The organism is Geobacillus sp. DSP4a (assembly GCF_013096875.1).
Classification (GTDB): Bacteria; Bacillota; Bacilli; order Bacillales; family Anoxybacillaceae; genus Geobacillus; species Geobacillus thermophilus.
On the sequence record NZ_SDLD01000049.1, the window covers coordinates 1 to 21,422 of the forward strand.

Annotated in this window: 20 protein-coding genes; 15 read left to right on the forward strand and 5 right to left on the reverse strand. The window is 53.1% G+C overall.

Annotated elements, in window-relative coordinates; translation table 11 throughout:
* Positions 1 to 210 precede the first annotated feature (210 nt).
* Positions 211 to 1,104, reverse strand: a complete 894-nt coding sequence (locus tag ETC02_RS14290) for a DMT family transporter (RefSeq protein ID WP_033011114.1) — start codon at positions 1,102 to 1,104, stop codon at positions 211 to 213.
* 313 nt (positions 1,105 to 1,417) lie between these two features.
* Here ETC02_RS14290 and ETC02_RS14295 point away from each other — a divergent pair, with 313 nt between their 5' ends.
* The 8 genes from ETC02_RS14295 (at position 1,418) to ETC02_RS14330 (ending at position 12,714) form a co-directional block, all read left to right on the forward strand.
* Positions 1,418 to 2,854 (forward strand): NAD-dependent malic enzyme, encoded by a 1,437-nt coding sequence (locus ETC02_RS14295; protein WP_033011115.1) that lies wholly within the window; start codon positions 1,418 to 1,420, stop codon positions 2,852 to 2,854.
* 116 nt (positions 2,855 to 2,970) lie between these two features.
* Positions 2,971 to 3,720: an SIS domain-containing protein gene (locus ETC02_RS14300; protein WP_033011116.1), complete on the forward strand. Its 750-nt coding sequence runs from the start codon at positions 2,971 to 2,973 to the stop codon at positions 3,718 to 3,720.
* 83 nt (positions 3,721 to 3,803) lie between these two features.
* A complete protein-coding gene (locus ETC02_RS14305; protein ID WP_033011117.1) occupies positions 3,804 to 4,541 on the forward strand; it encodes a MurR/RpiR family transcriptional regulator in 738 nt (245 codons plus the stop codon).
* Positions 4,542 to 4,662: 121 nt separating this feature from the next.
* The gene (gene mngA, locus ETC02_RS14310; RefSeq protein WP_033011134.1) at positions 4,663 to 6,558 is read left to right on the forward strand and encodes a PTS 2-O-a-mannosyl-D-glycerate transporter subunit IIABC; all 1,896 of its coding nucleotides are present in this window, start codon (positions 4,663 to 4,665) and stop codon (positions 6,556 to 6,558) included.
* Between the two features lie 19 nt (positions 6,559 to 6,577).
* Positions 6,578 to 9,217 carry a mannosylglycerate hydrolase gene (gene mngB, locus ETC02_RS14315; RefSeq protein WP_033011118.1) on the forward strand — a complete coding sequence of 880 codons (2,640 nt, stop codon included), beginning with the start codon at positions 6,578 to 6,580 and terminating at the stop codon, positions 9,215 to 9,217.
* A 464-nt stretch (positions 9,218 to 9,681) separates the two neighbouring features.
* Positions 9,682 to 10,422: a CAP domain-containing protein gene (locus tag ETC02_RS14320; RefSeq protein WP_171698363.1), complete on the forward strand. Its 741-nt coding sequence runs from the start codon at positions 9,682 to 9,684 to the stop codon at positions 10,420 to 10,422.
* Between the two features lie 142 nt (positions 10,423 to 10,564).
* Positions 10,565 to 11,830: an MDR family MFS transporter gene (locus ETC02_RS14325; protein ID WP_171698364.1), complete on the forward strand. Its 1,266-nt coding sequence runs from the start codon at positions 10,565 to 10,567 to the stop codon at positions 11,828 to 11,830.
* 137 nt (positions 11,831 to 11,967) lie between these two features.
* Positions 11,968 to 12,714: a TcaA second domain-containing protein gene (locus tag ETC02_RS14330; RefSeq protein WP_033011122.1), complete on the forward strand. Its 747-nt coding sequence runs from the start codon at positions 11,968 to 11,970 to the stop codon at positions 12,712 to 12,714.
* Here the strand turns inward: ETC02_RS14330 and ETC02_RS14335 are convergent.
* Together ETC02_RS14335 and ETC02_RS18130 are read right to left on the reverse strand one after the other, a co-directional pair.
* The gene (locus ETC02_RS14335) at positions 12,704 to 13,366 is read right to left on the reverse strand and encodes an SIMPL domain-containing protein (protein WP_033011123.1); all 663 of its coding nucleotides are present in this window, start codon (positions 13,364 to 13,366) and stop codon (positions 12,704 to 12,706) included. The genes ETC02_RS14330 and ETC02_RS14335 overlap by 11 nt on opposite strands.
* A gap of 20 nt (positions 13,367 to 13,386) precedes the next feature.
* Positions 13,387 to 13,515, reverse strand: a complete 129-nt coding sequence (locus ETC02_RS18130) for a hypothetical protein (protein ID WP_255350121.1) — start codon at positions 13,513 to 13,515, stop codon at positions 13,387 to 13,389.
* Between the two features lie 157 nt (positions 13,516 to 13,672).
* Between ETC02_RS18130 and ETC02_RS14340 the strand changes: the two genes are divergently transcribed.
* Positions 13,673 to 14,320, forward strand: a complete 648-nt coding sequence (locus ETC02_RS14340) for a 5-bromo-4-chloroindolyl phosphate hydrolysis family protein (RefSeq protein WP_171698365.1) — start codon at positions 13,673 to 13,675, stop codon at positions 14,318 to 14,320.
* Positions 14,317 to 15,513: a toxic anion resistance protein gene (locus ETC02_RS14345; RefSeq protein WP_171698366.1), complete on the forward strand. Its 1,197-nt coding sequence runs from the start codon at positions 14,317 to 14,319 to the stop codon at positions 15,511 to 15,513. The genes ETC02_RS14340 and ETC02_RS14345 overlap by 4 nt, the downstream gene beginning before the upstream one ends.
* A gap of 157 nt (positions 15,514 to 15,670) precedes the next feature.
* Here ETC02_RS14345 and ETC02_RS14350 read toward each other — a convergent pair whose 3' ends face one another.
* Entirely contained in the window at positions 15,671 to 16,180 is a 510-nt protein-coding gene (locus ETC02_RS14350; protein WP_063211792.1) for a YndM family protein, read from the reverse strand.
* A gap of 293 nt (positions 16,181 to 16,473) precedes the next feature.
* On the opposite strand from ETC02_RS14350, the gene ETC02_RS14355 reads away from it, so the two are divergent.
* The 5 genes from ETC02_RS14355 (at position 16,474) to ETC02_RS14375 (ending at position 20,513) form a co-directional block, all read left to right on the forward strand.
* Positions 16,474 to 16,668 (forward strand): YozQ family protein, encoded by a 195-nt coding sequence (locus ETC02_RS14355; protein ID WP_011230946.1) that lies wholly within the window; start codon positions 16,474 to 16,476, stop codon positions 16,666 to 16,668.
* Positions 16,669 to 16,838: 170 nt separating this feature from the next.
* Positions 16,839 to 17,246, forward strand: coding sequence for a vWA domain-containing protein (locus ETC02_RS14360; protein WP_063211820.1), 408 nt, complete (start codon positions 16,839 to 16,841; stop codon positions 17,244 to 17,246).
* Positions 17,247 to 17,420: 174 nt separating this feature from the next.
* Entirely contained in the window at positions 17,421 to 18,722 is a 1,302-nt protein-coding gene (locus ETC02_RS14365; protein WP_171698367.1) for an ammonium transporter, read from the forward strand.
* 17 nt (positions 18,723 to 18,739) lie between these two features.
* A complete protein-coding gene (locus tag ETC02_RS14370) occupies positions 18,740 to 19,792 on the forward strand; it encodes a DUF294 nucleotidyltransferase-like domain-containing protein (protein ID WP_063211790.1) in 1,053 nt (350 codons plus the stop codon).
* Positions 19,785 to 20,513 (forward strand): 3'-5' exonuclease, encoded by a 729-nt coding sequence (locus ETC02_RS14375; protein WP_050368609.1) that lies wholly within the window; start codon positions 19,785 to 19,787, stop codon positions 20,511 to 20,513. The genes ETC02_RS14370 and ETC02_RS14375 overlap by 8 nt, the downstream gene beginning before the upstream one ends.
* Positions 20,514 to 20,685: 172 nt before the next feature.
* On the opposite strand, the gene ETC02_RS14380 is transcribed toward ETC02_RS14375, so the two are convergent.
* The gene (locus tag ETC02_RS14380; protein ID WP_369806429.1) at positions 20,686 to 21,156 is read right to left on the reverse strand and encodes a PCYCGC motif-containing (lipo)protein; all 471 of its coding nucleotides are present in this window, start codon (positions 21,154 to 21,156) and stop codon (positions 20,686 to 20,688) included.
* Positions 21,157 to 21,422: the final 266 nt, after the last annotated feature.

The window sequence follows — 21,422 nt, forward strand, 5'->3', positions numbered from 1 at the left end:
GATGTCAATGGCGCATTAAACATCTTAAAGAAAAGTAAAGCTGTAGACCTGAGTGTCTTATGCTCTAGCGGCGAAGTGGACACGCCTCAAAGAATAAGGATTGCTTGAAGCAGTCAAACTTCTTTGGAAGCCCCCACTTCAAATTTTCGCTAGAAAATTAAGTGGGGGTAGTTCACTTTTGATAATGCTGTCCGCCAAACGGCCCGGCCGTCATCCTGCGATATCCACTTGTTCCGTCTTCACTTTCGGCGCTTTTGTCGCCAAATAGACGCCGAACAAGACGATTGCGCCGCCGGCCAGCTGCAGGACGGATAGAGCACCGCCAAGCAAAAACGTGATCACAGCGGTAAATACGGCAATTAAGTTTAAATATACACCGGCATGGCTCGGACCGACTTTTTGCACTGAGATGTTCCAAAATAAGAAGGAAAGAATGGACGGAAACAAGCAAATATAGACCAATCCGGCGAGCCCAGCTGCACTTATGTGATCAGCTGGAAACGGATAAAAGAATGCGAACGGCCACAGCAGCAGCAAGCTGAAAAAAACGGAGCACGTTGTCGCTGTAATCGGTGGGACGGGTAGTTTTTTGCCGATGATCGAATAAAGCGCCCAGACGACGCCGGCGGCGAGCATCATCAAATCACCGCGGTTGTAGTTCATTTGGAAGACGTGTGCTATATGCCCATCCGTTAAAATAAACAATACACCGGCCAGCGACAACAAAAAGCCGGCAATATTGGTTTTTGACAGCCGCTCCCGCAGCAGCGCATACGACAACACGACGATGATCGCCGGATTGAGCGAATTGACGATCGCTGCGTTCATCGGCGATGTATAGGCGAGCGCGCCGTATAAAAGCAAATTATAGCCGATGACGCCAAGAATTCCGGCTGCAGCGAGCGGCAGCCAATATTGTTTGATGATGTCCTGGTAGCGCGGCCGCTCAAGCCAGTACGATACGGGCGCCAACACGATAAAAGCGGCGCACCAACGGATCAACGTCAGCCAAAATGGGCCCGTTTCCGCAATGATGGACTTCCCGATGACGTAATTGCCGGCCCAAAACAAGTTGGCCAGCACGAGAAACAGCTTTTCTCTCATTCTTTTTCGCTCCTGTCTAGTTTTTCCTTTCTTTTACGTTTACTTCATTGCTGCTCTGATTTCCTTCTTGCATGTTGTTTTTCTGCCGTCAGCCACCCCTGTTGCTGTTTTGCCAACAGCGGAACATGAACGGTGGGAAGAAGGCTGCGCTGGCTCAGGACGCATGCTGTTTCACGTTCGGCGGAAAGATGCATGTGTTTGCCGAAAGGGGTGTACAATAAGGGTTGTCTTTTTCCGGTTCATAGGATAACATTTGTACCGTAAGATGATTTACTGATTTAAACAAAAATAGAGAAAAGGAAGGACGATTGTTATGGCATTACCAGGCGGGGCAGCGATGAACATTACGATTCGTCTCCAGTTCGAAAAAGATATCGTCTCGTTCAGCGATATCGCCGCCGCAATCGGCAAAACGGGCGGGGACATTGTCGGAATTGACGTCATTTCATCAAGCAAAGTTCACACGGTGCGCGACATCACCGTCAGCGCCCTCGACACGAAGCAGTGCGATTTGATCATTGAGGCGCTGAAAAAAATTCGCGGCGTCAAAATCATCAACGTTTCCGACCGCACGTTTTTAATGCACATCGGGGGAAAAATTGAAACGAATTCGAAAATTCCGGTGAAAACGCGCGATGACTTGTCGCGGGTATACACGCCGGGTGTAGCGCGCGTTTGCACGGCCATCGCTGAAGATCCGCGCAAGGCGTATTCGTTGACAATTAAACGCAATACGGTCGCAGTTGTCTCGGACGGCACGGCCGTGCTCGGGCTGGGCGACATCGGTCCGTACGCGGCGATGCCGGTCATGGAAGGGAAAGCGATGCTGTTTAAGGAATTTGCCGGAGTGGACGCGTTCCCGATTTGTTTGGATACGAAAGACACGGAAGAAATCATTCAAATTGTGAAAGCGATCGCCCCGGCGTTTGGCGGCATCAACTTGGAAGACATTTCGGCGCCGCGCTGTTTTGAAATTGAAGCGCGTTTGAAAGAAGAGCTCGACATCCCGGTGTTCCATGACGACCAACACGGCACGGCGGTCGTGCTCTTGGCCGGGCTGCTCAACGCGTTAAAAATCGTCGACAAAAAGCTCGAAGACATTAAAGTGGTTCTCACCGGCATTGGCGCCGCTGGCATCGCCTGCACGAAAATTTTGCTTGCGGCCGGCGTGCGCAACATTATCGGGGTCGACCGCCATGGCGCCATCCATCGCGATGAAACGTACGAAAATCCGTATTGGCAAGAATATGCCCAAATCACCAACCCGGACAACGTCAAAGGCAGCTTGTCTGACGTCATCGCCGGCGCAGATGTATTTATCGGTGTTTCCGCCCCGGGCATTTTGAAAGTGGATGACGTGAAAAAGATGGCGCGCGACCCAATCGTGTTTGCGATGGCCAACCCGATACCGGAAATTGACCCGGAGCTGGCCGAACCGTACGTGCGCGTCATGGCGACCGGACGTTCTGATTATCCGAACCAAATCAACAACGTCCTTTGCTTCCCGGGCATTTTCCGCGGGGCGCTCGACTGCCGGGCGCGAGAAATTAATGAGGAAATGAAACTCGCTGCCGCGAAGGCGATTGCCTCTGTCGTGACGGAGGATGAATTGAACGAAACATACATCATCCCGAGCGTCTTCAACAGCAAAGTCGTCGAACGCGTCAGACAAGCGGTCGTCGAAGCGGCTTACCGCACCGGCGTTGCCCGGAAAGACAACATTCCAGTTGGCGGGTATACGGGACAGTAAAAGAACCAAAATACCACGAACGAATGGACGGCTTCCTTTGCAGGGGAAGCCTTTTTTTGGCTGCAGGAGCATCTGTTGCGAGAAATAAGAAGCCGAGTGCTTAAGGGGGGCGGCCGGTGCTCGATCAATATTTCCAAAAAGTGAACGAACGTTTAGAACTCGTTTTAAAACATGAAAAGGGCAATCTAAAAAAAGCCGCTTATGTAGTAAGTGAAGCCATTCAAAAAGGTGGAATTATTCAACTGTTCGGATGTGGCCACTCCCACATTTTAACGGAAGAAGTGTTCTACCGTGCTGGAGGGCTTGTGCCAATTAAACCAATATTTTTTGAGCCCCTTATGCTTCATGAGGGGGCGGTCCGTTCGTCCATGTTGGAGAGAATGAATGATTTCGCAAAAAATTTTATCAATCATGAGGATATCCGTCCTGAAGATGTGTTTTTCGTTTTGTCCACATCAGGGCGCAATCCGGTCCCGATTGATGTGGCGCTGGCGGCGAAAGCGAAAGGCGCTTATATCATTGCGGTAACGTCCTTGGAATATTCCAAAAGCCAGCCCTCGCGGCATAAGAGCGGCCGGTTGCTGTATGAGGTCGTCGATCTTGTGATTGACAACCACTCTGTGAAAGGTGATGCGATTTTAGCCCACCCAAACGTTTCTGTTCCATTTGCGCCTACTTCCACAGTGATCGGCAGCGCGATTTTAAACGCCGTTTTCGCCGAGGCGATTGCTCTTGTGGCAGAAAATGGAGTAGAACCGCCAGTCTTTTTAAGCGGCAACATTGAGGGGGCGGACGAACATAACCGCCGATGGATTGAGAAATATAAAGCACGCATTCCGTTGTTGGTTGAGGGGCATCAGCCATAGATCGGAAACAGGCGCTGTAGCCAACCGCCATCGGTTCTTGCTAAAATAGTAGCAAACGAGAAGACGGTGGGGGATGGAGACCGATGCGTTTTGATGAACGGGTGAGGCTGTATGCCGATAAGCTGAACGATACAGATGACCAAATTGTCGATTACATTATGGAACACCGCGACGAGATCGCCGACATTCCGATTCAAAAAATGGCGGAAGCGCTTTATACAGTGCCGAACACGATCGTCCGGTTCGCCAAAAAATTAGGGTATAAGGGGTTTGCGGAACTGAAGGCGGCGTTGGCGCTCGAGCGGCGGGCCGAGGCGGCGATAAAGGCGGACGGAAAAACGGCCATCGAAAAAACGAAAGAGCTGATCGACGAGCAGCTCATCGAAGATGCTGTTCGCAAGCTGCATGAGGCGAAACACGTCTTTTTTTACGGCATCGGCGATTCCGCCTATTTTTGCGAGATGATGGCGAAACATTTGCGTTGCGTCGGCAAGCCGGCCGACTTTTTTGTCCAGCGCCACGATATGTTGTATAATGCGGACCGCTGCGGGGAAAAGGATGTCGTCTTTGTCATTAGCGTATCTGGGGAAACGAAGCAAGTGCTTGAGGCGGTTGCGGCCGCGAAGCAAAACGGGGCGTTTGTCATCAGCTTGACGCATTTTTCTCCCAATTCGCTCGCCGATCTTGCCGATTTCCGCTTGTATTGCTGGGCGCCCAAGCAGTTTTTAAACAAGTATGATGTCACCGACCGCACATCCCTTTATCTCGTGCTGCGGGCGTTGAGTGAACGGTATTGGCAAAAGTACGGCGGATGTGTATAAATACACACACGAAACGAATCATGGCGCGAGGATGGTGAAAAAGTAAGAAGATTTCGGTCTTCTTGCTTTTTTTCTTTTATAATGAAGTCGACAAACGGCATGGAAAGAGAGGATGGGAGAAATGGAGCTGAAACAGCTGACGAACGTTCGGCTGATCGATGTAGGATTGTCGTTGTCCACGAAAGAGGAAGTTATCCGCCATCTTGTCCGCAAGTTGGACGAGGAGGGGAATTTGTATTCGGCTGAATCGTTTTATCAAGCGGTGATGGAGCGGGAAGCGCTCTCTCCGACGGGGCTTGAAGCGGGGCTAGCCATTCCGCACGGGAAGTCGAAAGCGGTAAAATCGGCGGCCTTTGCGGTGGCGAAGCTGGCTCGGCCGATTCGCGATTGGGAGAGCATCGATCCGTCCAATGAAGTGGAGCTTGTTTTTTTATTAGCGATTCCGGAACAGGAAGCCGGATCGACGCACTTGGATTTGCTTGCCGAACTTGCTAAACGGCTGGCGCGCGCTGACTATCGTAAGCGGTTGCAGCAATGCCGCACGGCGGAAGAGCTGTATCGCGCCCTTGACGGGGAAAAGGCGGAGGCCGTTGCAGCGCCAGCAGGAAAAACGATTGTCGCCGTCACGGCCTGCCCGGCTGGCATCGCCCATACGTATATGGCGGCTGAAGCGTTAGAGCAAGCCGGACGGGAGATCGGGGTTGCCGTATTCGTCGAAAAGCAAGGGGCAAACGGCATCGAAGACCGCCATACCGAGGAGCGGCTGCGAAAAGCGGAAGCGGCGATTTTTGCTGCAGACGTGGCGGTGAAAAACGAAGAACGGTTTGCCCATTTGCCGGTGTACCGAACGACAGTTGCGGCGCCGCTGAAAGATGCGAAAGGCGTTCTTTTGAAAGCGCTTGAGAAGGCCGAAAAGGAAGGAAAGCGGGAATATGAGCCGACAAAGGAGACAATGCCTGAGCGCGTTTCATGGCAAACGGAAGTGAAAAACGCCATTTTGACCGGCATTTCTCATATTATTCCGATTATCGTCGCCGGCGGGATGATTTTGGCGTGTGCGGTGCTTATCGCCCAGGCGTTTGGGCTTCAACAAGTATACGATACGGAAAACTCGTGGCTTTGGATGCTGCGCAAACTGGGCGGCAATATGCTTGGCACGCTCATGATTCCGGTGCTGTCGGCGTACATGGCGTATGCGATCGCCGACAAGCCAGCGCTCGGTCCGGGGTTTGCCGCGGGGATTGCCGCGACGATGATCAACGGCGGCTTTTTAGGCGGCATGCTCGGCGGCTTTTTGGCCGGCTACTTTATGAAGTGGTTGAAAAAGCAGCTTCCGCCAAAAGGCGCGTTCTCCGGATTTATCAGCTTTTGGCTGTACCCGGTCATCGGTTCGCTCGTCGTCGGAGCGCTGATGCTGTTTGTGTTCGGCAAGCCGGTCGCCGGGCTGAACAATGCGCTGCTTGAGTGGCTGAACAACTTGTCGGGCCGCAACGCCATTGTGCTCGGTGCGATTTTAGGCGTCATGGTGTCGTTTGATTTAGGAGGGCCGGTCAATAAAGCGGCATATACGTTCTGCATTGGGGCGATGGCAAGCGGCAACTTCATTCCGTATGCGGCATTCGCCTCGGTGAAAATGGTGTCGGCGTTTTCCGTCACCGCCGCGACGCTGTTGTTCAAACGGTATTTTGAAGAATACGAGCGCGAAGTCGGCAAGTCGACATGGATTCTTGGCTTAGCCGGCATTACCGAGGGAGCGATTCCGTTTATGATTAACGACCCGCTGCGCGTCATTCCGTCGCTTTGCATCGGGTCGGCGGTCACCGGGGCGATCGTCACAGCGTCGCAAATCGGGCTGAACGTTCCGGGAGCCGGCATTTTCTCGCTGTTTGTCCTGCAAGGCGCACCGTTATGGAAAGCGGGAGTCATCTGGCTTGGCGCCGCGCTGATCGGGGCGTTGATTTCGACGGTGCTGTTAGTCGCTACACGCGTGCAAAAGCTAAAGGCGCAACAACGATAAGACAAATGAGGTGAAAATATTGAAGCGATACGTTCACATCGTTCCTCATGTGCATTGGGACCGCGAATGGTATTTTTCCGCGGAAGAATCGCGCATTTTGTTAGTGAACGATATGGAAGAAATATTGGAGATGTTGGAAACGAATCGTGATTACCCATACTTTGTTCTTGACGGGCAGACGGTCGTGTTGGAAGATTATTTGGCCGTCAAGCCGGAGCAAAAAGAGCGCATCCGCCGCCTTGTCCAAGAAGGAAAGCTGATCATCGGCCCGTGGTATACGCAAACGGACGAAATGGTCGTCGGCGGGGAGTCGATTGTCCGCAACTTGCTCTATGGGCTGAAAGATTGCCAAGAGTTCGGGGAGCCGATGCAAATCGGCTATCTCCCTGACTCGTTCGGGCAATCGGCGCAGATGCCGCAAATTTTAAACGGCTTTGGCATCAGGCGGGCCATTTTTTGGCGCGGCGTGTCGGAACGGCATGGCACAGACAAAACCGAGTTTTACTGGGTGAGCGATGACGGCTCGAAAGTGCTTGTGCAGCTGTTCCCGCTCGGCTATGCGATCGGCAAATATCTTCCGACTGATGAAGCAAAGCTGAAAGAGCGGATGGACAAATACTTTGCTGTTTTGGACCGCGGGGCGACGACCGATCACATTCTCATTCCGAACGGTCATGACCAAATGCCGATTCAAAAAAATATTTTTGAGGTGATCGACAAGCTGCAAACGCTCTATCCGGAACGGACCTTTTTCTTAAGCCGCTATGAACATGTGTTTGAACAGCTGGAAAAAGAGGAACAGCTTCCGGTCATCCGCGGCGAGTTTTTGGACGGCAAATATATGCGCGTTCACCGCAGCATTTACTCGACGCGCATGGACATTAAAGCGGCGAACGCCCGCATCGAAAACAAAGTGACGAACGTGCTTGAGCCGCTGGCCGCCATCGCCTCGACGCTTGGGTTTCCGTATGAGCACCGGCTGATGGAGCTCATTTGGAAAGAGATGATGAAAAACCATGCGCACGACAGCATCGGCTGCTGCTGTTCAGATCTTGTTCACCGCGACATTTTGGGGCGCTTTGCGCTAGCGGAAGAGCGGGCCGACCGGCTCATCACATTTTATATGCGCAAAATGGCCGATGCGATGCCGTCGGATCGGTCGGTCGACAAGCTGGTTGTGTACAATACGCTTCCGTACGAACGGAACGAGCCGATCGAAGCGGAAATTACGACGAAGTGGAAAGCATTCCGTCTCGTCGATGAACGCGGGGAACCGGTGGAGTTTGAAGTGGTGGATGAAACGATCGTCGACCCGGGCCTGATTGACCGGCAAATCGTCCATTACGGCAACTACGATCCGTTCGTCCGCTATACGATCCATTTCCGCGACCGCATTCCGGCGATGGGGTATAAAGCGTATTTAGTGCAAGAGGCGGAACAGATGAACAAACAAGCGCCAACGGCTGTTGAGCAAGTGGATACGCCGTTTTATACGATCACCGTCAATGAGAATGGGACAATTAACATATATGACAAACAGCTGCAGCGAACGTTCCGCGATGTGCTCTTGCTTGAAGATGTCGGTGATGATGGAGACGAATATGACTTTTCCCCGCTGCCGGGCGATGAGCCGATTGATAATAAGGGCGTGAAGGCGACGTATTCGCTCCGGCAAAACAGCTATTTCGCTTATGCCGATATCACTTACCGGCTGCCGGTGCCGGCCGATCTTGACAGCCGGAAAGCGAAACGGAATGATCGTTTTCTTGATGTCGCCATTCGGTTGACCGTTCCGATGGACCAACCGCTCATCGATGTCCGAGTGCGCATCAATAACGAAGCGAAAGACCACCGCGTCCGCCTATACGTACCAACCGGCATCACCTCTACCCATTCGGTCGCTGACAACCAGTTCGGTGTCATTCGGCGGCCGGTCGTCGACCCGGCGATCGACGTGTGGGAACAAGAAGGATGGGATGAACGTCCGGATGCGATCTACCCGATGCTCACGTATGTCGGACTGTCGGATGAAACGGGCGGCATCGCCGTGCTGACGAACAGCACGAGAGAGTACGAGATTGTCGGGGAACAGCGCGATACGATCGCGGTGACGCTTTTACGCAGCGTCGGCTATCTGGGCAAAGAGGAGCTCGTGCGTCGCCCGGGCCGTCCGTCCGGCATTAAAATGGCAACGCCGGACTCGCAAATGCTCGGTGTGATCGAGCTGCACTTCGCGTTGACGACGCATCGCGGAACGACGGAAGAAGCAAATGTCGCCAAGCGGGCGAAACAGTTTTTAACGCCGCTGTATACGTACAACAAACTGCCGTACGATGCCATGAAAATGAATCCGGTGGCGTTCTCGGTGCCGTATGAATATAGCCTGTTTTCCCAACAGGAAGGCGAGGTCGTGCTAAGCGCGGTGAAGCGGAGCGAAGACCACCGCGGCGTCATTGTCCGCTTCTTTAACCCGACGCCGCAGAAGACGGAGGCGTCATTCCAATGGCACGGGCCGTTATCGGCGATATGGCGCACAAACTTAAACGAAACCCCACTTGCGCCGCTAGTGATGGATGCAAAGCAGCAATTTACTGTACAAGTGAAGCCGAACGAAGTGAAAACGGTACTTGTTGTCGATCAAGAGCAAAAGGACGAATAGACGTAAAAGCTGGGGCTAAATGCCGCAGCTTCTTTTTTATAACAAAACGTTGAGTTTCTCTCTGTTTTGTAACACAGCTGTAACAATTGTTAAACGAAATGGCCGAAATCGGAGGCTGTCAACTCCCTTTTTGCAAGAAAAATATAGATAGTTAGAGGAGTAGAGGAAAAAAAGGAATCATCGTTAGTGAAAGGATGCGTCTTCCAATCATTGCAGCCGTCAATAATCGGTGTTGATTTGGCAATGAAAACAAGTGTCTTTTTTACCGGGGGCTGCCAATACACCCCATTTTCCATTTTGGACCAAAAATATTACAAAAACCCCATGTTATAATGGGGATGCAGGCGAGAGGACGTCCAAACGGTCCTCGCCGAACAATGCAGGCATCACTGACGGACGCAACGGCCTTTGAAACTTTGAAAATAGAAACTAATTTTGAAAATAGAAAACAAGGAGGAATTCCGATGAAGAAAAAAATGTTAGCCACGATCGCCGCTTCGGTCGCACTTGTCGGCGCTTCGTTTGCGGCAACGACGAAAACGGAAGCGGCAGGGGTGACGTGCCCGACAGCGAACGTGTATCAAGTAAAATATACAAGCACCAACATTCAAGATTTCGAGAAATGGTTGAAACAATACTTCCCGTTTGTGTCGTTCCAACCGGCGAAACCGGCCGTGCAGCAACCGGCAGTGAAACAGCCGGCCGCAGCGAAACCGCAAGCTCCGGCAGCGGTCAAACAGCCGGCGGCAAAGCCGCAAGCTAATACGCAAGCGCCGGCAAAAACGCCAGCAACGGCGCCAAAGGCTGCAACACAAAAAACAACCGGCTTGAACGCTTATGAGCAACAAGTCGTAGAACTGACGAACAAAGAACGGGCAAAATACGGTTTGCCGCCGCTTCAAGTCGACTTAGCTCTCAGCAAAGTCGCCCGCGAAAAATCACGCGATATGGCGGTCCACAACTACTTCTCGCACAACAGCCCGACGTACGGCTCCCCGTTTGAGATGATGAAAAAATTCGGCATTTCGTACACAGCCGCCGGGGAAAACATCGCCAAAGGCCAACGCACCCCGCAAGAAGTCGTCAATGCGTGGATGAACAGTGAAGGCCACCGGGCGAACATTTTGAACAAAAACTTTACGCATATCGGCGTTGGTTTTGAAGAAAACGGCTATATTTGGACGCAACAATTTATCCGCAAGTAAGGCGGATGGTTGACGGTGATCCTGCCCATCATGCAGATGGGCAGGGTTTTTTTGTACAAAAATATTTCGCTAACAACTTGGGAAACTATGCTATAATGGTCAACAGGCTGTAAAAAATGAGAAGATCGCGGGGGAGACACCAATGCGAATACGCGATTGGGATCACAACTTAAAAGTCCGCCTGTATGGCGAGGCGCTGATGAATACGACTTTTTGGATGTTTTTTCCGTTTATGGCCATCTATTTTGCAGACTCGTTTGGCAAAGAAACAGCCAGTATGTTATTGATTGTGTCACAATTGTTTTCCGTGGTCGCCAATTTGATGGGTGGCTATTGCGCCGATGTGTTCGGGCGCAAGCGAATGATGGTGTTATCCGCTTACGGGCAGGGGGCGGCGTTTTTCGTCTTTGCCTTGGCCAGTTCCCCATGGTGGTCGTCGCCACTTGTCGGTTTTCTTTGTTTTACGTTTGCCGGCATTTGCGTCGCCTTTTATTGGCCGGCGAGCCAGGCGATGGTTGCTGACATCGTGCCAGAAAAAGACCGGAGCTACGTGTTCGCGGTGTTTTATACGTCGGTGAATATTTCGGTTGTGATTGGCCCGACGGTCGGCGGGCTGTTTTATGCTGATCACCTGTTTTGGCTGCTGCTTTTGGCGGCGTGCTCCTGTTTCACGATGGCGGCTGTGTTGGCCAGACGGCTGCGCGAAACAGCCCCGCATTCGGCGGGAGGGCGGCGAACCGTGCCGTGGCTGCGGTTTTGGCGGGAACAAATAGGGCAGTATGCCGTCATTGTCCGCGACCGCACCTTTTTCTTGTTTATTATAGCCGGGGTGCTTGTCGCACAGACGTTTATGCAGCTTGATTTGTTGCTTCCGGTCTATATGAAAGAGACGCTTCATAAAGAAACGTTATGGGCTGGCTGGACGGTGGACGGCGCCAATGCTTTTGGCCTGCTCATTGCGGAAAACGGGCTGCTTGTGGCGCTGTGCACGGTCATGGTGACGCGGCAGATGGCGCGTTTTTCGGAGCGGTGGGCGTTTATCGGCTCGGCTGTTTTATATGGCATCACAATGTGGCTGTTTAGCCAAACATCGTCGTTTTTCGGATTTGCGGCGGTCATGGTGCTGTTCACCTTGGCCGAGCTGATGACGGCCGGTCTGCAGCAGTCATTTGTATCCAGGCTGGCACCTGAAGACATGCGCGGCCAATATTTTGCCGCCGCTAGCCTCCGCTTTACGATCGGGCGGATGGTGGCGCCGCTGTCGCTCGCCGCGGCGGAATGGATCGGCTATGCATGGACGTTTGTTGTCCTTGGGATGCTGGCGCTAGGAAGCGCGGCGCTCTATGCATGGATGTTTCACCAGGCCAGGCAGCAAACAGAGCGGCCGGACATTTCCCTTTCCCAATGACGGGGGCTATGCAAATGGCTACCCGTTTTTTTGTGTTCCCCAGTATAATAAAAAGCGCACCGTTGTTCGTGTAACATATATTCCCTGTCTCTGACATAAAGTGGAACTAGACAGAGAGAAGGAGAGGGGAAGCCATCATGAAACTGCAACGGTGGGAAACGAACATAAACGGGGGGGAAGCGGACAACCGCGGCGGACAAGACGGCGCGGCGGTGTTGGCGCGTTATGAGAAACGGCAGCAAAAGCGCCTATTGTCCCGGGAAAAGAGAAAAAAACAATACCGTTTCATCGGCTGGCTTCTTTTGGCGGTCGCTGTCGCATGGGGGGCGGGCACGCTCGTTTGGAGCGGGTACGGAACATTAAAGACGGCAGCGAGCCGAGAGTTGGCCATCACGCGGTTGAAAGAAGCGATCGAAGACCGCGATGCGGCTGCCTTGCAAACGATGCTGAGAACGACCGATGAAACGGTGCCCATTAATGAGAAAACGCTCGCGCCGTTATTCGCCTATTTTGAACAGCATTCTGAGGCGTACGAAGCGCTCGATCAGGAGTTCGACCGCCAGCGTGAGGGGGGGCACGTGTATATTAAAGGATTGACGTCCCGCCCGCCGGTGTTTACGATTCATGTGTTTGAGGATCGGTATGTGTTTGAGCCAGCCCTCTATTTTCTCCATGTCCGCGTCGATGATCCGGAGGCGTCGCTTGTCGTCAATGGGGTGAAAGCGGAAGAGGAGGCGACGAAAGACCCATTTGTCAAAAAAATCGGCCCGTATTTGCCGGGCGCGTACACTGTAACCATTGTCCATTCGAATGGGAAAAAGAAAACCATCCGCGTTGAGCTGTTTGGCGGCGCTCGCGTCCATGAGGTCGATATCACGAAATGAACGAATAAGCAAATACCGCTTCCACGACGGCGGTAATGACAACATCTTGCGTCTGTACAGGCGGCGCTGATGAGGAAATGCTGAGAACAGCCGGATTGTATGGCGCCGGCCGAGGCGATGACTGTTCTTTCAGTTCAATCGGCGTGTCATAAAGAGGCAAGCTGAGAGCGCGGGCGATGGCCAGCGCTTTTTCTTTGGCGTGTTTCACGGCCAATGCCAACGCTTGCTGGTAATAGGCTTGTTCGTTTGCTAGACGGAATTCCAAGCCGCGGGCGAGGTTTGCTCCACGGGCAACGGCCGCCTCGTAAATGGCGCCGGCTTTTTTAGGATCGCGGATGGTGATTTCCAGCCAATGTTCGACTTCATAGCCAGATAAAGCGGTTGTTCCGTTATGATGTTCGTATGTTGGCCGGATGGAAAACGATGTCGTTTCAATGTCTTCTATTGGAATGTCAAGCGCCTTTAATGCTTCGATGACGGCATTGGTGCGTTTGGCATTGTCAGTCAGGGCTTCTTGGATGTTGTGATGTTCTGTATGAACGCCGATTGCGATGAGGACGGTATCCGGTTTGGCGATGACGGTTCCTTGGCCAGTGATGGTCAGTGTGGGGCGAGAAGCGGCAGGGGGAGCGGGACGATGCCATGACTGCATTTCATTCCCTCCTTCCACCATTAGGCAGCTTTTTGATCCTCGTCCGCCGCTTGCCAATAGTAGACGCGCGGCAGGCCGACATAGCACCAATATTCCTTCAACAGCGAGATCACGACAAAGGAGGCAAATTGCCAGTCGATCGAATTCATCCCCATTTCTCCTTTCGATGGTTTCACTATAGCTTATTCGAAGCGGCCATTGTCCTATGCGCGCCGTCCAGTTGGTGATGAAACTTCTTTGGGCGCTTGTACGTATCATGGCGTGGACATGTTATAATGGAAGAAAAGATGAAGAAAGGGATGGACAATGAAGCAACTGCTTCGCACGATATGGCGCTGGTTCGTTTCATGGAACATTGGGATCATCGTTGCAGTTACGGTATTTATTGCCGCCGATTTTCACGTCTTGCCCTCGCTTTTATCAGGAATGGGAGCGATGTGGGGGGTGTCCGCTGTGATGAAAAGGCGGTATCGCCGTTTGGCAGCTGACGTACCGACCGAGGAGCAGGCATACGTTCGCAGCCAGCTTGGCGAGGCGCGCGCGTTATGGAAGCGGCTGCGCCGGGCCCGCTATCGGCTTCGTTCGGTGGCGATGTGGCAAACCGTTTCCCGATTGAGTGCCATCGTCGATCGGATCATTCGCGCGGTCGAGCAGCAGCCGCACCAGCTTCGCCTCGCCCAGCCGTTTTTCTTAAATGAGTGGCCGACGGCGGTGGAAATGGTGGAAAAATACGTATACTTGTCGCAGCAGCCGGTGCAAAATGCGGAAATGGCCGCGGCGCTGCAACAAACGGAGCGGTTGCTTGGCGAGCTGACCGAAGCGGCGGAGCGGCAGCTGCTCGAAGTGTTATCAAACGACGTTTGGTCGCTGCACACCGGAGCAAAAATGCTTGAGCAGTCGTTGCATCAATCATCGGCCCGGCTTCATTTGCCGTTGTCAAAGAAAGGAGAATGACGGTGGACGAACGGAATCATGAGATGGAGTCACTCGAACAGCTTCATGAACGGAAACGGACAAGCATACTTGACGATCTGCTGGCCCAGCCGTTTTCCCCGCCGGCCGCCCCCCAGCTTGAAGAAGGGGAAACGACGGCTAACGCGCTCGATGCGCTCAAACCGGAGCATCGGGAAAAAGCATTGGCGCTGGCCCGACAAATCGATCCGGCCAACCACCAGGCCATTTTGCAATACGGGGTGGCGGCGCAAGCTGAGCTGTCCAAGTTTTCCCATACGATTTTGCATCATGTGCAGACGAAAGACGCCGGTCCGGTCGGTGAAGTGATCAGCGAGCTGATGGCGAAAATTAAGGAAGTCAATCCCGATGATTTAATGACGGCGAAAAAAGGGTTTTTGTCCCGCTTGTTTGGCACAGTGGCCAAGCCGCTGCAAGGGATGGTGGCGAAATATCAAAAAATCGGCGTTGAAATCGACAAAATCGCCGACCAGCTGGAAAAACACCGGCATTTGTTGTTTCGCGACATCATGATGCTCGAGACGCTTTACGAGAAAAATAAAGAGTATTTTGAGGCGCTCAATATTTATATTGCGGCCGCGGAATACAAGCTGGAGGAGCTGCGGACGAAAACGATCCCGGAAAAGCAAGCGGCCGCCGAGCGCTCCGGCGACCAAATGGCTTGGCAAGAGGTGCAAGATTTGCGCCAGTTTGCCGACCGGCTGGAAAAGCGGGTGCACGACTTAAAGCTCAGCCGGCAAGTGACGATCCAGACCGCGCCGCAAATCCGCATGATTCAGCATATGAACGAGACGCTCGTCGAGCGCATCCAGTCATCGATTTTAAACGCGATTCCGCTTTGGAAAAACCAAGTCGTCATCGCGTTGACGCTGTTTCGACAACAAAAAGCGGCGGAGGCGCAAAAACAAGTTGCTGAAACGACGAATGAGCTGCTGTTGCGCAACTCCGAGCTGTTAAAAACGAACAGCATCGCAATCGCCAAGGAAAATGAGCGCGGCTTGGTCGACATCGAAACGCTGAAGCGGACGCAAGAAAACTTGATCGCCACGCTTGAGGAGACGTTGAAAATTCAAGCGGAAGGACGTTTGAAACGGCAGCAGGCCGAACGCGAACTGGCGGCCATGGAAGCGGAACTGAAACAGACGCTTCTGTCTTTGAAGCGGCCGGAGCGTTAGGGGATCGCTTGCCCGCGGCTCGGCGCATAGAAAAGGGTGCCTGCCACGAAATGGGCACCCTTTTCGTCGTTTTGCGCGGCCGCTTGTTTCGGCCGCAGGCGGTTGTGCAGCCAAGAGCCGCCGTTCGATGGCGTTTTGCGCTAGGCGGCCTCCTCGCCTACAAAATCGGGGGGTTGGGCGGTTCTTGCTTCGGCCGGTCTTCGTCGTCCACCCGTTCGTCTTCGCGGCCATCGGGGCGGGCGGTGCGGATGTCAAACTCTTCCGCCGCTTCCGTCTGCCACTGGCGGCCGATCAGCGGCACCCCTTCCTCGCCATGTTGGCCGATGACAAAACGCAACACATAGCCATGGAACAACAGCTCCCCTAATGCGGCAAGCAAGGCCGAGAAAAAGGCCGCATTGATCATAGCGCTCCCTGCACCGTCATAAAACGCGCCAACGCCGATCCAAGTAGCGACAAACACTAGGCCGAAATCGGCGATCGTCGCCGAGACGTTGCCGAGGCGCGGCAAGACATACAAATCGCCGAGCGCGTAGGCGACTAGCGTCAGCCAAAGGCTGAACCATAATAGTTCCGCGGACGATATACGCAAAAACAACGGCAAAATGGCGAACATCACGGTAGCCGTCAGCAAATACTTCAGCGCCAATGCGAGCAAATGTCTCATCTTTGCGCCGCCGTCCTCACTCTGCAGGGGAGTTCGGGCCCTCTAATTTTTTATCTCCGTACCCCGGTTGCTTTTCCATATTTTTTGCCGGCTGTTGTTTTTTTCGTTGCTGCTCCAAGCTGTCGTTTTGTTGTGGCTGTCTCATTGGCCATCATCCTCTCTTTTGGTTGTTTACCGTTAGTTTGCCGCATTTGTCTTGATGTATACATGTATGATCCATAAACTTCCTCTTTTTATTTTTCATCCCTGTTTCACATTAATATAATGAACGATGTGAACAGGGAGGAAAGCGAATGGCAGAGAACAAACAATCGCTTGAGGTGGCCGGGCGCCAGTATGATCCGTCTGATTACAAGTCAGCCGCGGCTCTCGGCGCCGGATTGGCCGAGACGCATGAACAAGTAAGCGACGTCTACGCGGAAGGGACGATCGAGGCGGCGGTTGAGCAAGAAAACGCGCCAGACATTCCCCTGTCCCCGCCGGAGTAAAAGCCGAAACGCCAAGGATTCGCTCCTTGGCGTTTCCGCTGATGGCTAAGGCTGTCCATCGGTGAGAAATGAAAGGGCGAAAGGAAAGAAAAACAGTTCGTACTTTCCCCCATCGTCGTCTATACTAGTAGTGCGCACGGCGATTCACCGATATAAGGGGGATGATCATCGTGAGATGGCAGCGGGCTTTATTGGCGTTGCTCAAAGAGCGGAAAGACCATTCCATCGCGTTGGCGATCGACACATCAAACCGTCCGGCGCGGCCTGTGCTTATTCAAAACATTGTCAAGCTGTTTGAGAAACTGCGCCCGGACACGCTGCTCGTCCAAGCGGATTTTAAAATTCGCGATGTCTCTCCGGTTGGCGTGGCGACGATTAAATATTTCAAGCACGGGAAGTCGTCGTATACTGAAGTGCTCGAGTGGGCCGCTGCGCAAAAAATCGATACGTTGTTTTACATTACCGATGTAACCGGCTATTTTTATGAAGAACTCGAAGTCGACTATGAAGTGTTTTGGCTTGTGCCGGACGATTATATGCCGCGCGTGCCGTTTGGCAAACCGATCCGCGTTGCGTAACAATGTAGGAATGCCCTTCGTGATGGGGGGCATTTCTTTTTTGTTAGGAAATATAACAATTTTTTTGTGATTGAAATCGGTTTCAACAAAAAATAAGCATTGCTTTCGGTTTGTTAATGTTATATATTATGACATATAAAAGGAAAAACAAATGACAAGTAGGGGGAGATGCAAATGGATGAGAAAACAGTGATGCTTGGGCTTGATGCTCTTTGGGTGATGCTCTCGGCGGTGCTCGTCATCGGCATGCAGGCAGGGTTTGCTTTGCTTGAGGCCGGATCAACGCGCATGAAAAACTCCGGGCATGTGGCTGGCAAACAAATTTTAAGCTTTGCTATCGCCTCATTGGCGTTTTGGGCGTTCGGCTTTGCGATTACGTTTGGGGCTGGGAATAGCTTCATCGGGACGGAAGGATGGTTTTTAAAAGAAGGAAAAGGAACGTTTGACTCGTTGTCGTGGGCGAATGTGCCGCTCGAGCTGAAATTTTTGTTCCAGCTTGGGTTTGCCGGTGTATCGCTGGCCATTGCTTGGGGCGGTTTCGCTGAGCGGGCGAAGTTGTCGGTCTATTTTCTGTTCGGGGCGATTTTCACGATTGCCATTTATCCGGTGGTCGGCCATTGGGTGTGGGGCGGCGGCTGGCTCGGGCAACTCGGGATGCAAGATTTCGCTGGTTCAACCGTTGTCCACTTGCAAGGCGCGATTGCGGCGCTCATCGCCACGGTCTTGCTTGGCCCGCGCATCGGCAAGTTCAATAAAGACAAGACGCCAAACGTCATTCCGGGGCATAACCAAGTGTATACAGTCATTGGCGGATTGATTTTATGGATCGGCTGGTTTGGATTTAACGCGGGCAGCACGATGGCGGTTGGCGATGGGTTTTTCGGCTATGTTGCGCTGACGACGAATTTGGCTGCTGCGGCAGGGGCGGTTGCTGCGATCTTGACGGCGAAAATTTTGGTCGGCAAAGCGGACATTCCGGCGATGGTCAACGGTGTGTTGGCGGCATTGGTTGCCATTACAGCGGCGTGCGCGTTCGTTGAACCGTGGGCGGCGGTCATCATCGGGGCAGTGGCGGGATCGTTTACGTTCTGGACGTCCATCTACTTCGAACGCAAAGGGATTGATGATCCAATTTACGCCTTTTCCGTCCACGGCATTGCCGGCATTATCGGCACGATTTCAACTGGGTTTTTCGCTTCACCGCGTTTAGTCGAGATCACGGGCATCGGGAAGGCCGGACTGTTTTACGGCGGCGGATTTGATCAGCTGATTGTGCAAACGGTCGGGGTGCTCGGCGCTGCGGTGTATGTCGCTGCCGTTTCGTTTATCATCTTATATGCCATGAAGAAAACGATCGGACTGCGTGTGACGGCGGAACAAGAAATTTCAGGTCTTGATATTAGCGAGCACGGCTCTTATGGCTATCCGGAACAGCTCGATCCCGCGTATCAGCCGAAGACAGCTGCCCAGCAATAGCCAAGGGGGAAAAGGAGGTGGAATCGTTGGCGGAAAAGGTGGCCGAACGGCTAAGTGCAGCCGAGTCGGCCGCCGAACTTCGTTTTTGTCATGATGAACTGGCGCGTGAACTGCGGCGCTGTTTGACGCTTGAACAAATGGAGCAGCTTGCAAGCGACATCGTTTGTGTGCATGAAGCCATCCTTCGCCGCGCGTTTTTCCTTGCGGAGCGGGAGACGATGAAACAGTCGGTCGGCATTCGTCCCCCGGCGTGGTGCTGGTATGTGATGGGAAGCATCGGCCGGCGTGAGCCGACGATCTGGACGGATCAGGATCACGGCGTTTTATTCGACTGTCCCGAGGAAGTGGAGGCGGATTGTTATGAATTCATCCGCCATATGGCGGCGATTGGGGTGGACATGTTGCATGAGGCTGGGTATCCGTACTGCTCCGGTTACGTGATGGCGACGAACAAGCGGTGGGCGCAGTCGGTCCGCGGTTGGGAGCAACAACTTTCTTCCTATTTCGAAAGCGGGTGGCCGAACGACATTCGTTTTTTGTTGATCGCGATGGATATGCGGCCGCTTTATGGAGACGCCGAACTGGCCGAGGCGGGGAGGCGGACGCTGTTTGCCGAGATCGCTGACCGGCCGCCGCTGTTGGCGCGTATGGGGGAGCACGTTCAATTCCCTCCGGTTCCGCTCGGTTGGCTGGGCAACGTGCAAACGGAGCGATGGGGGCCGCACAGTGGGGCCGTTCATATGAAACAAAGCGGCTACGTGCAACTCGCCAACGCCTTAAAATGGTTAGCCTGTTTTGCGCGAGTCCCAGCGGCGGACACGGCAGAGCGGCGGCGGGCGCTTGAGGCGGCGGGCGTATTGACGACACCGCTTTCCACCGCCGTTGGCGAGGCGCTGTCTGTTTACTATTCGATTCGTCTCAAGTACAGCACCGAGGCGAGGGATGGTCGTGAATATGTGTTATGGCGGACGCTTGAGCGGACAGAGCAAAAGCAGCTGAAGCAAGCGATGCGCACCGCAAAACGGTTGCAGCGCTTTGTCGCCCGGCAGGTGGCTCGCATTCATGCATGAGCGGCACCGTTTTTGGCAGCGGGCGCTCCGCTTGTTGTCGCTTGGCATCCCTCGTGAAGCATCATCCGCCCTATTCGGCAACGATCATTCGCTGCAGCAGGAAATGTGGCTGCGCTCGCTGCAAAAGGAAAAACAGCACATCATCAATTGGCATGACCGTTTGACTGACATCCCGTTTGTCATCATCGATATGGAAACGACCGGCTTTTCCCCGGAGCAAGGCGATGAAATTTTGGCCATGGCGGCAGCGAAAACGGTCGGAGGAGCCGTGACCGATATGTACATGACGCTCGTCAAGCCGGAAAAGCCGATCCCGCAACACATCTCCGCCTTGACCGGCATTGAGGCGAAGGATGTGGTGTTCGCTCCGCCGCTTGCCGAGGCGCTGCGCACGTTTGTGCCGTTTATTGCCACAGGCGTTTTAGTCGGCTATCATATCGGCCATGATTTGGCGTTTTTGCGCCATGCCCTTTGGCGCCATTATCGGCAAAAATGGAGCGGACGATTTCTTGACTTGCAGCCGATGATGACGCTGATCGGCCATTCGTGCCCGACGTTTGACGATGCGTTAGCTTGTTACGGCATCCGTTGCCCGCGCCGCCATACGGCCGACGGCGATGTCGAAGCGATGACGAAGCTATGGGCGATTTTGCTTAAGGAGCTTCACGGGCGCGGCATCGATACGTTGCACGATTTGTACGCGGCGCTCAGCCGCCACTGACGCTCCTAGGCAGGGCAGAGGGCTGGAAGGTTGGTGGAGAATGGTCATTGTTCGCCAAGCGATCGAGTTCGCCGTGAACAAAGAGTTGATTTTACAGGATCAATGTCGTTTTGGCCTAGGGCATCGGCTGAACGAAAAAAAAGCGCCAAGTTTGGCGCTTTTTTTGCTGGTATTAGAGCGGTTTGGTCGGCGTCGGTTCGGCGTAGCCTTCTTTATATTTTTGATCGATCATATGCCGAATGTCTTTGATCGATTTCCCTTGATCGTAAGCGGCGATCGATTCGGCGGCGATCTCCAAGCAGACGCCGCATTTGGTCGCATGATCATCCCAGACGACCGAGCCGTCTTGTTTATTTTCATAGACGAAGCAGTCGTAATTGTTCTTATGGCCAGCTGATTGCCCGCAGCCGCAATAGCAAGGGATATTCTCAAGCAGCTCGCGGTGTTCGGCCGCCTGCTGGTACAAGACCGCCATCTCTTCTTCAAACGCGCTCAAAAAGCTTGGCAAATGCTCGATCGATTTTGTTGTTTCGCGAATATCGCCAGTGGCGGTTTTCGTTATATGCGAATGGCTTTGTTCTTGGCTGTTGCCATCTGCGCAGCCTGACAGAAGAACGCTAAACGACAACATACATGCCGCCATCCATACTGGACGTCTCAAATTTCTTCTTCCTTTCTTTTTGGTCGTTTCCTGGCTCGGTTATTGACAGTTTGAATGTATCATACTTTGTCTTGGGCGGCAACCATCTTGTAGCTAGGCGCGCTGCGCTCACCATTCCGGCGTGAACTACCCCCACTTAATTTTCTAGCGAAAATTTGAAGTGGGGGCTTCCAAAGAAGTTTGACTGCTTCAAGCAATCCTTATTCTTTGAGGCGTGTCCACTTCGCCGCTAGAGCATAAGACACTCA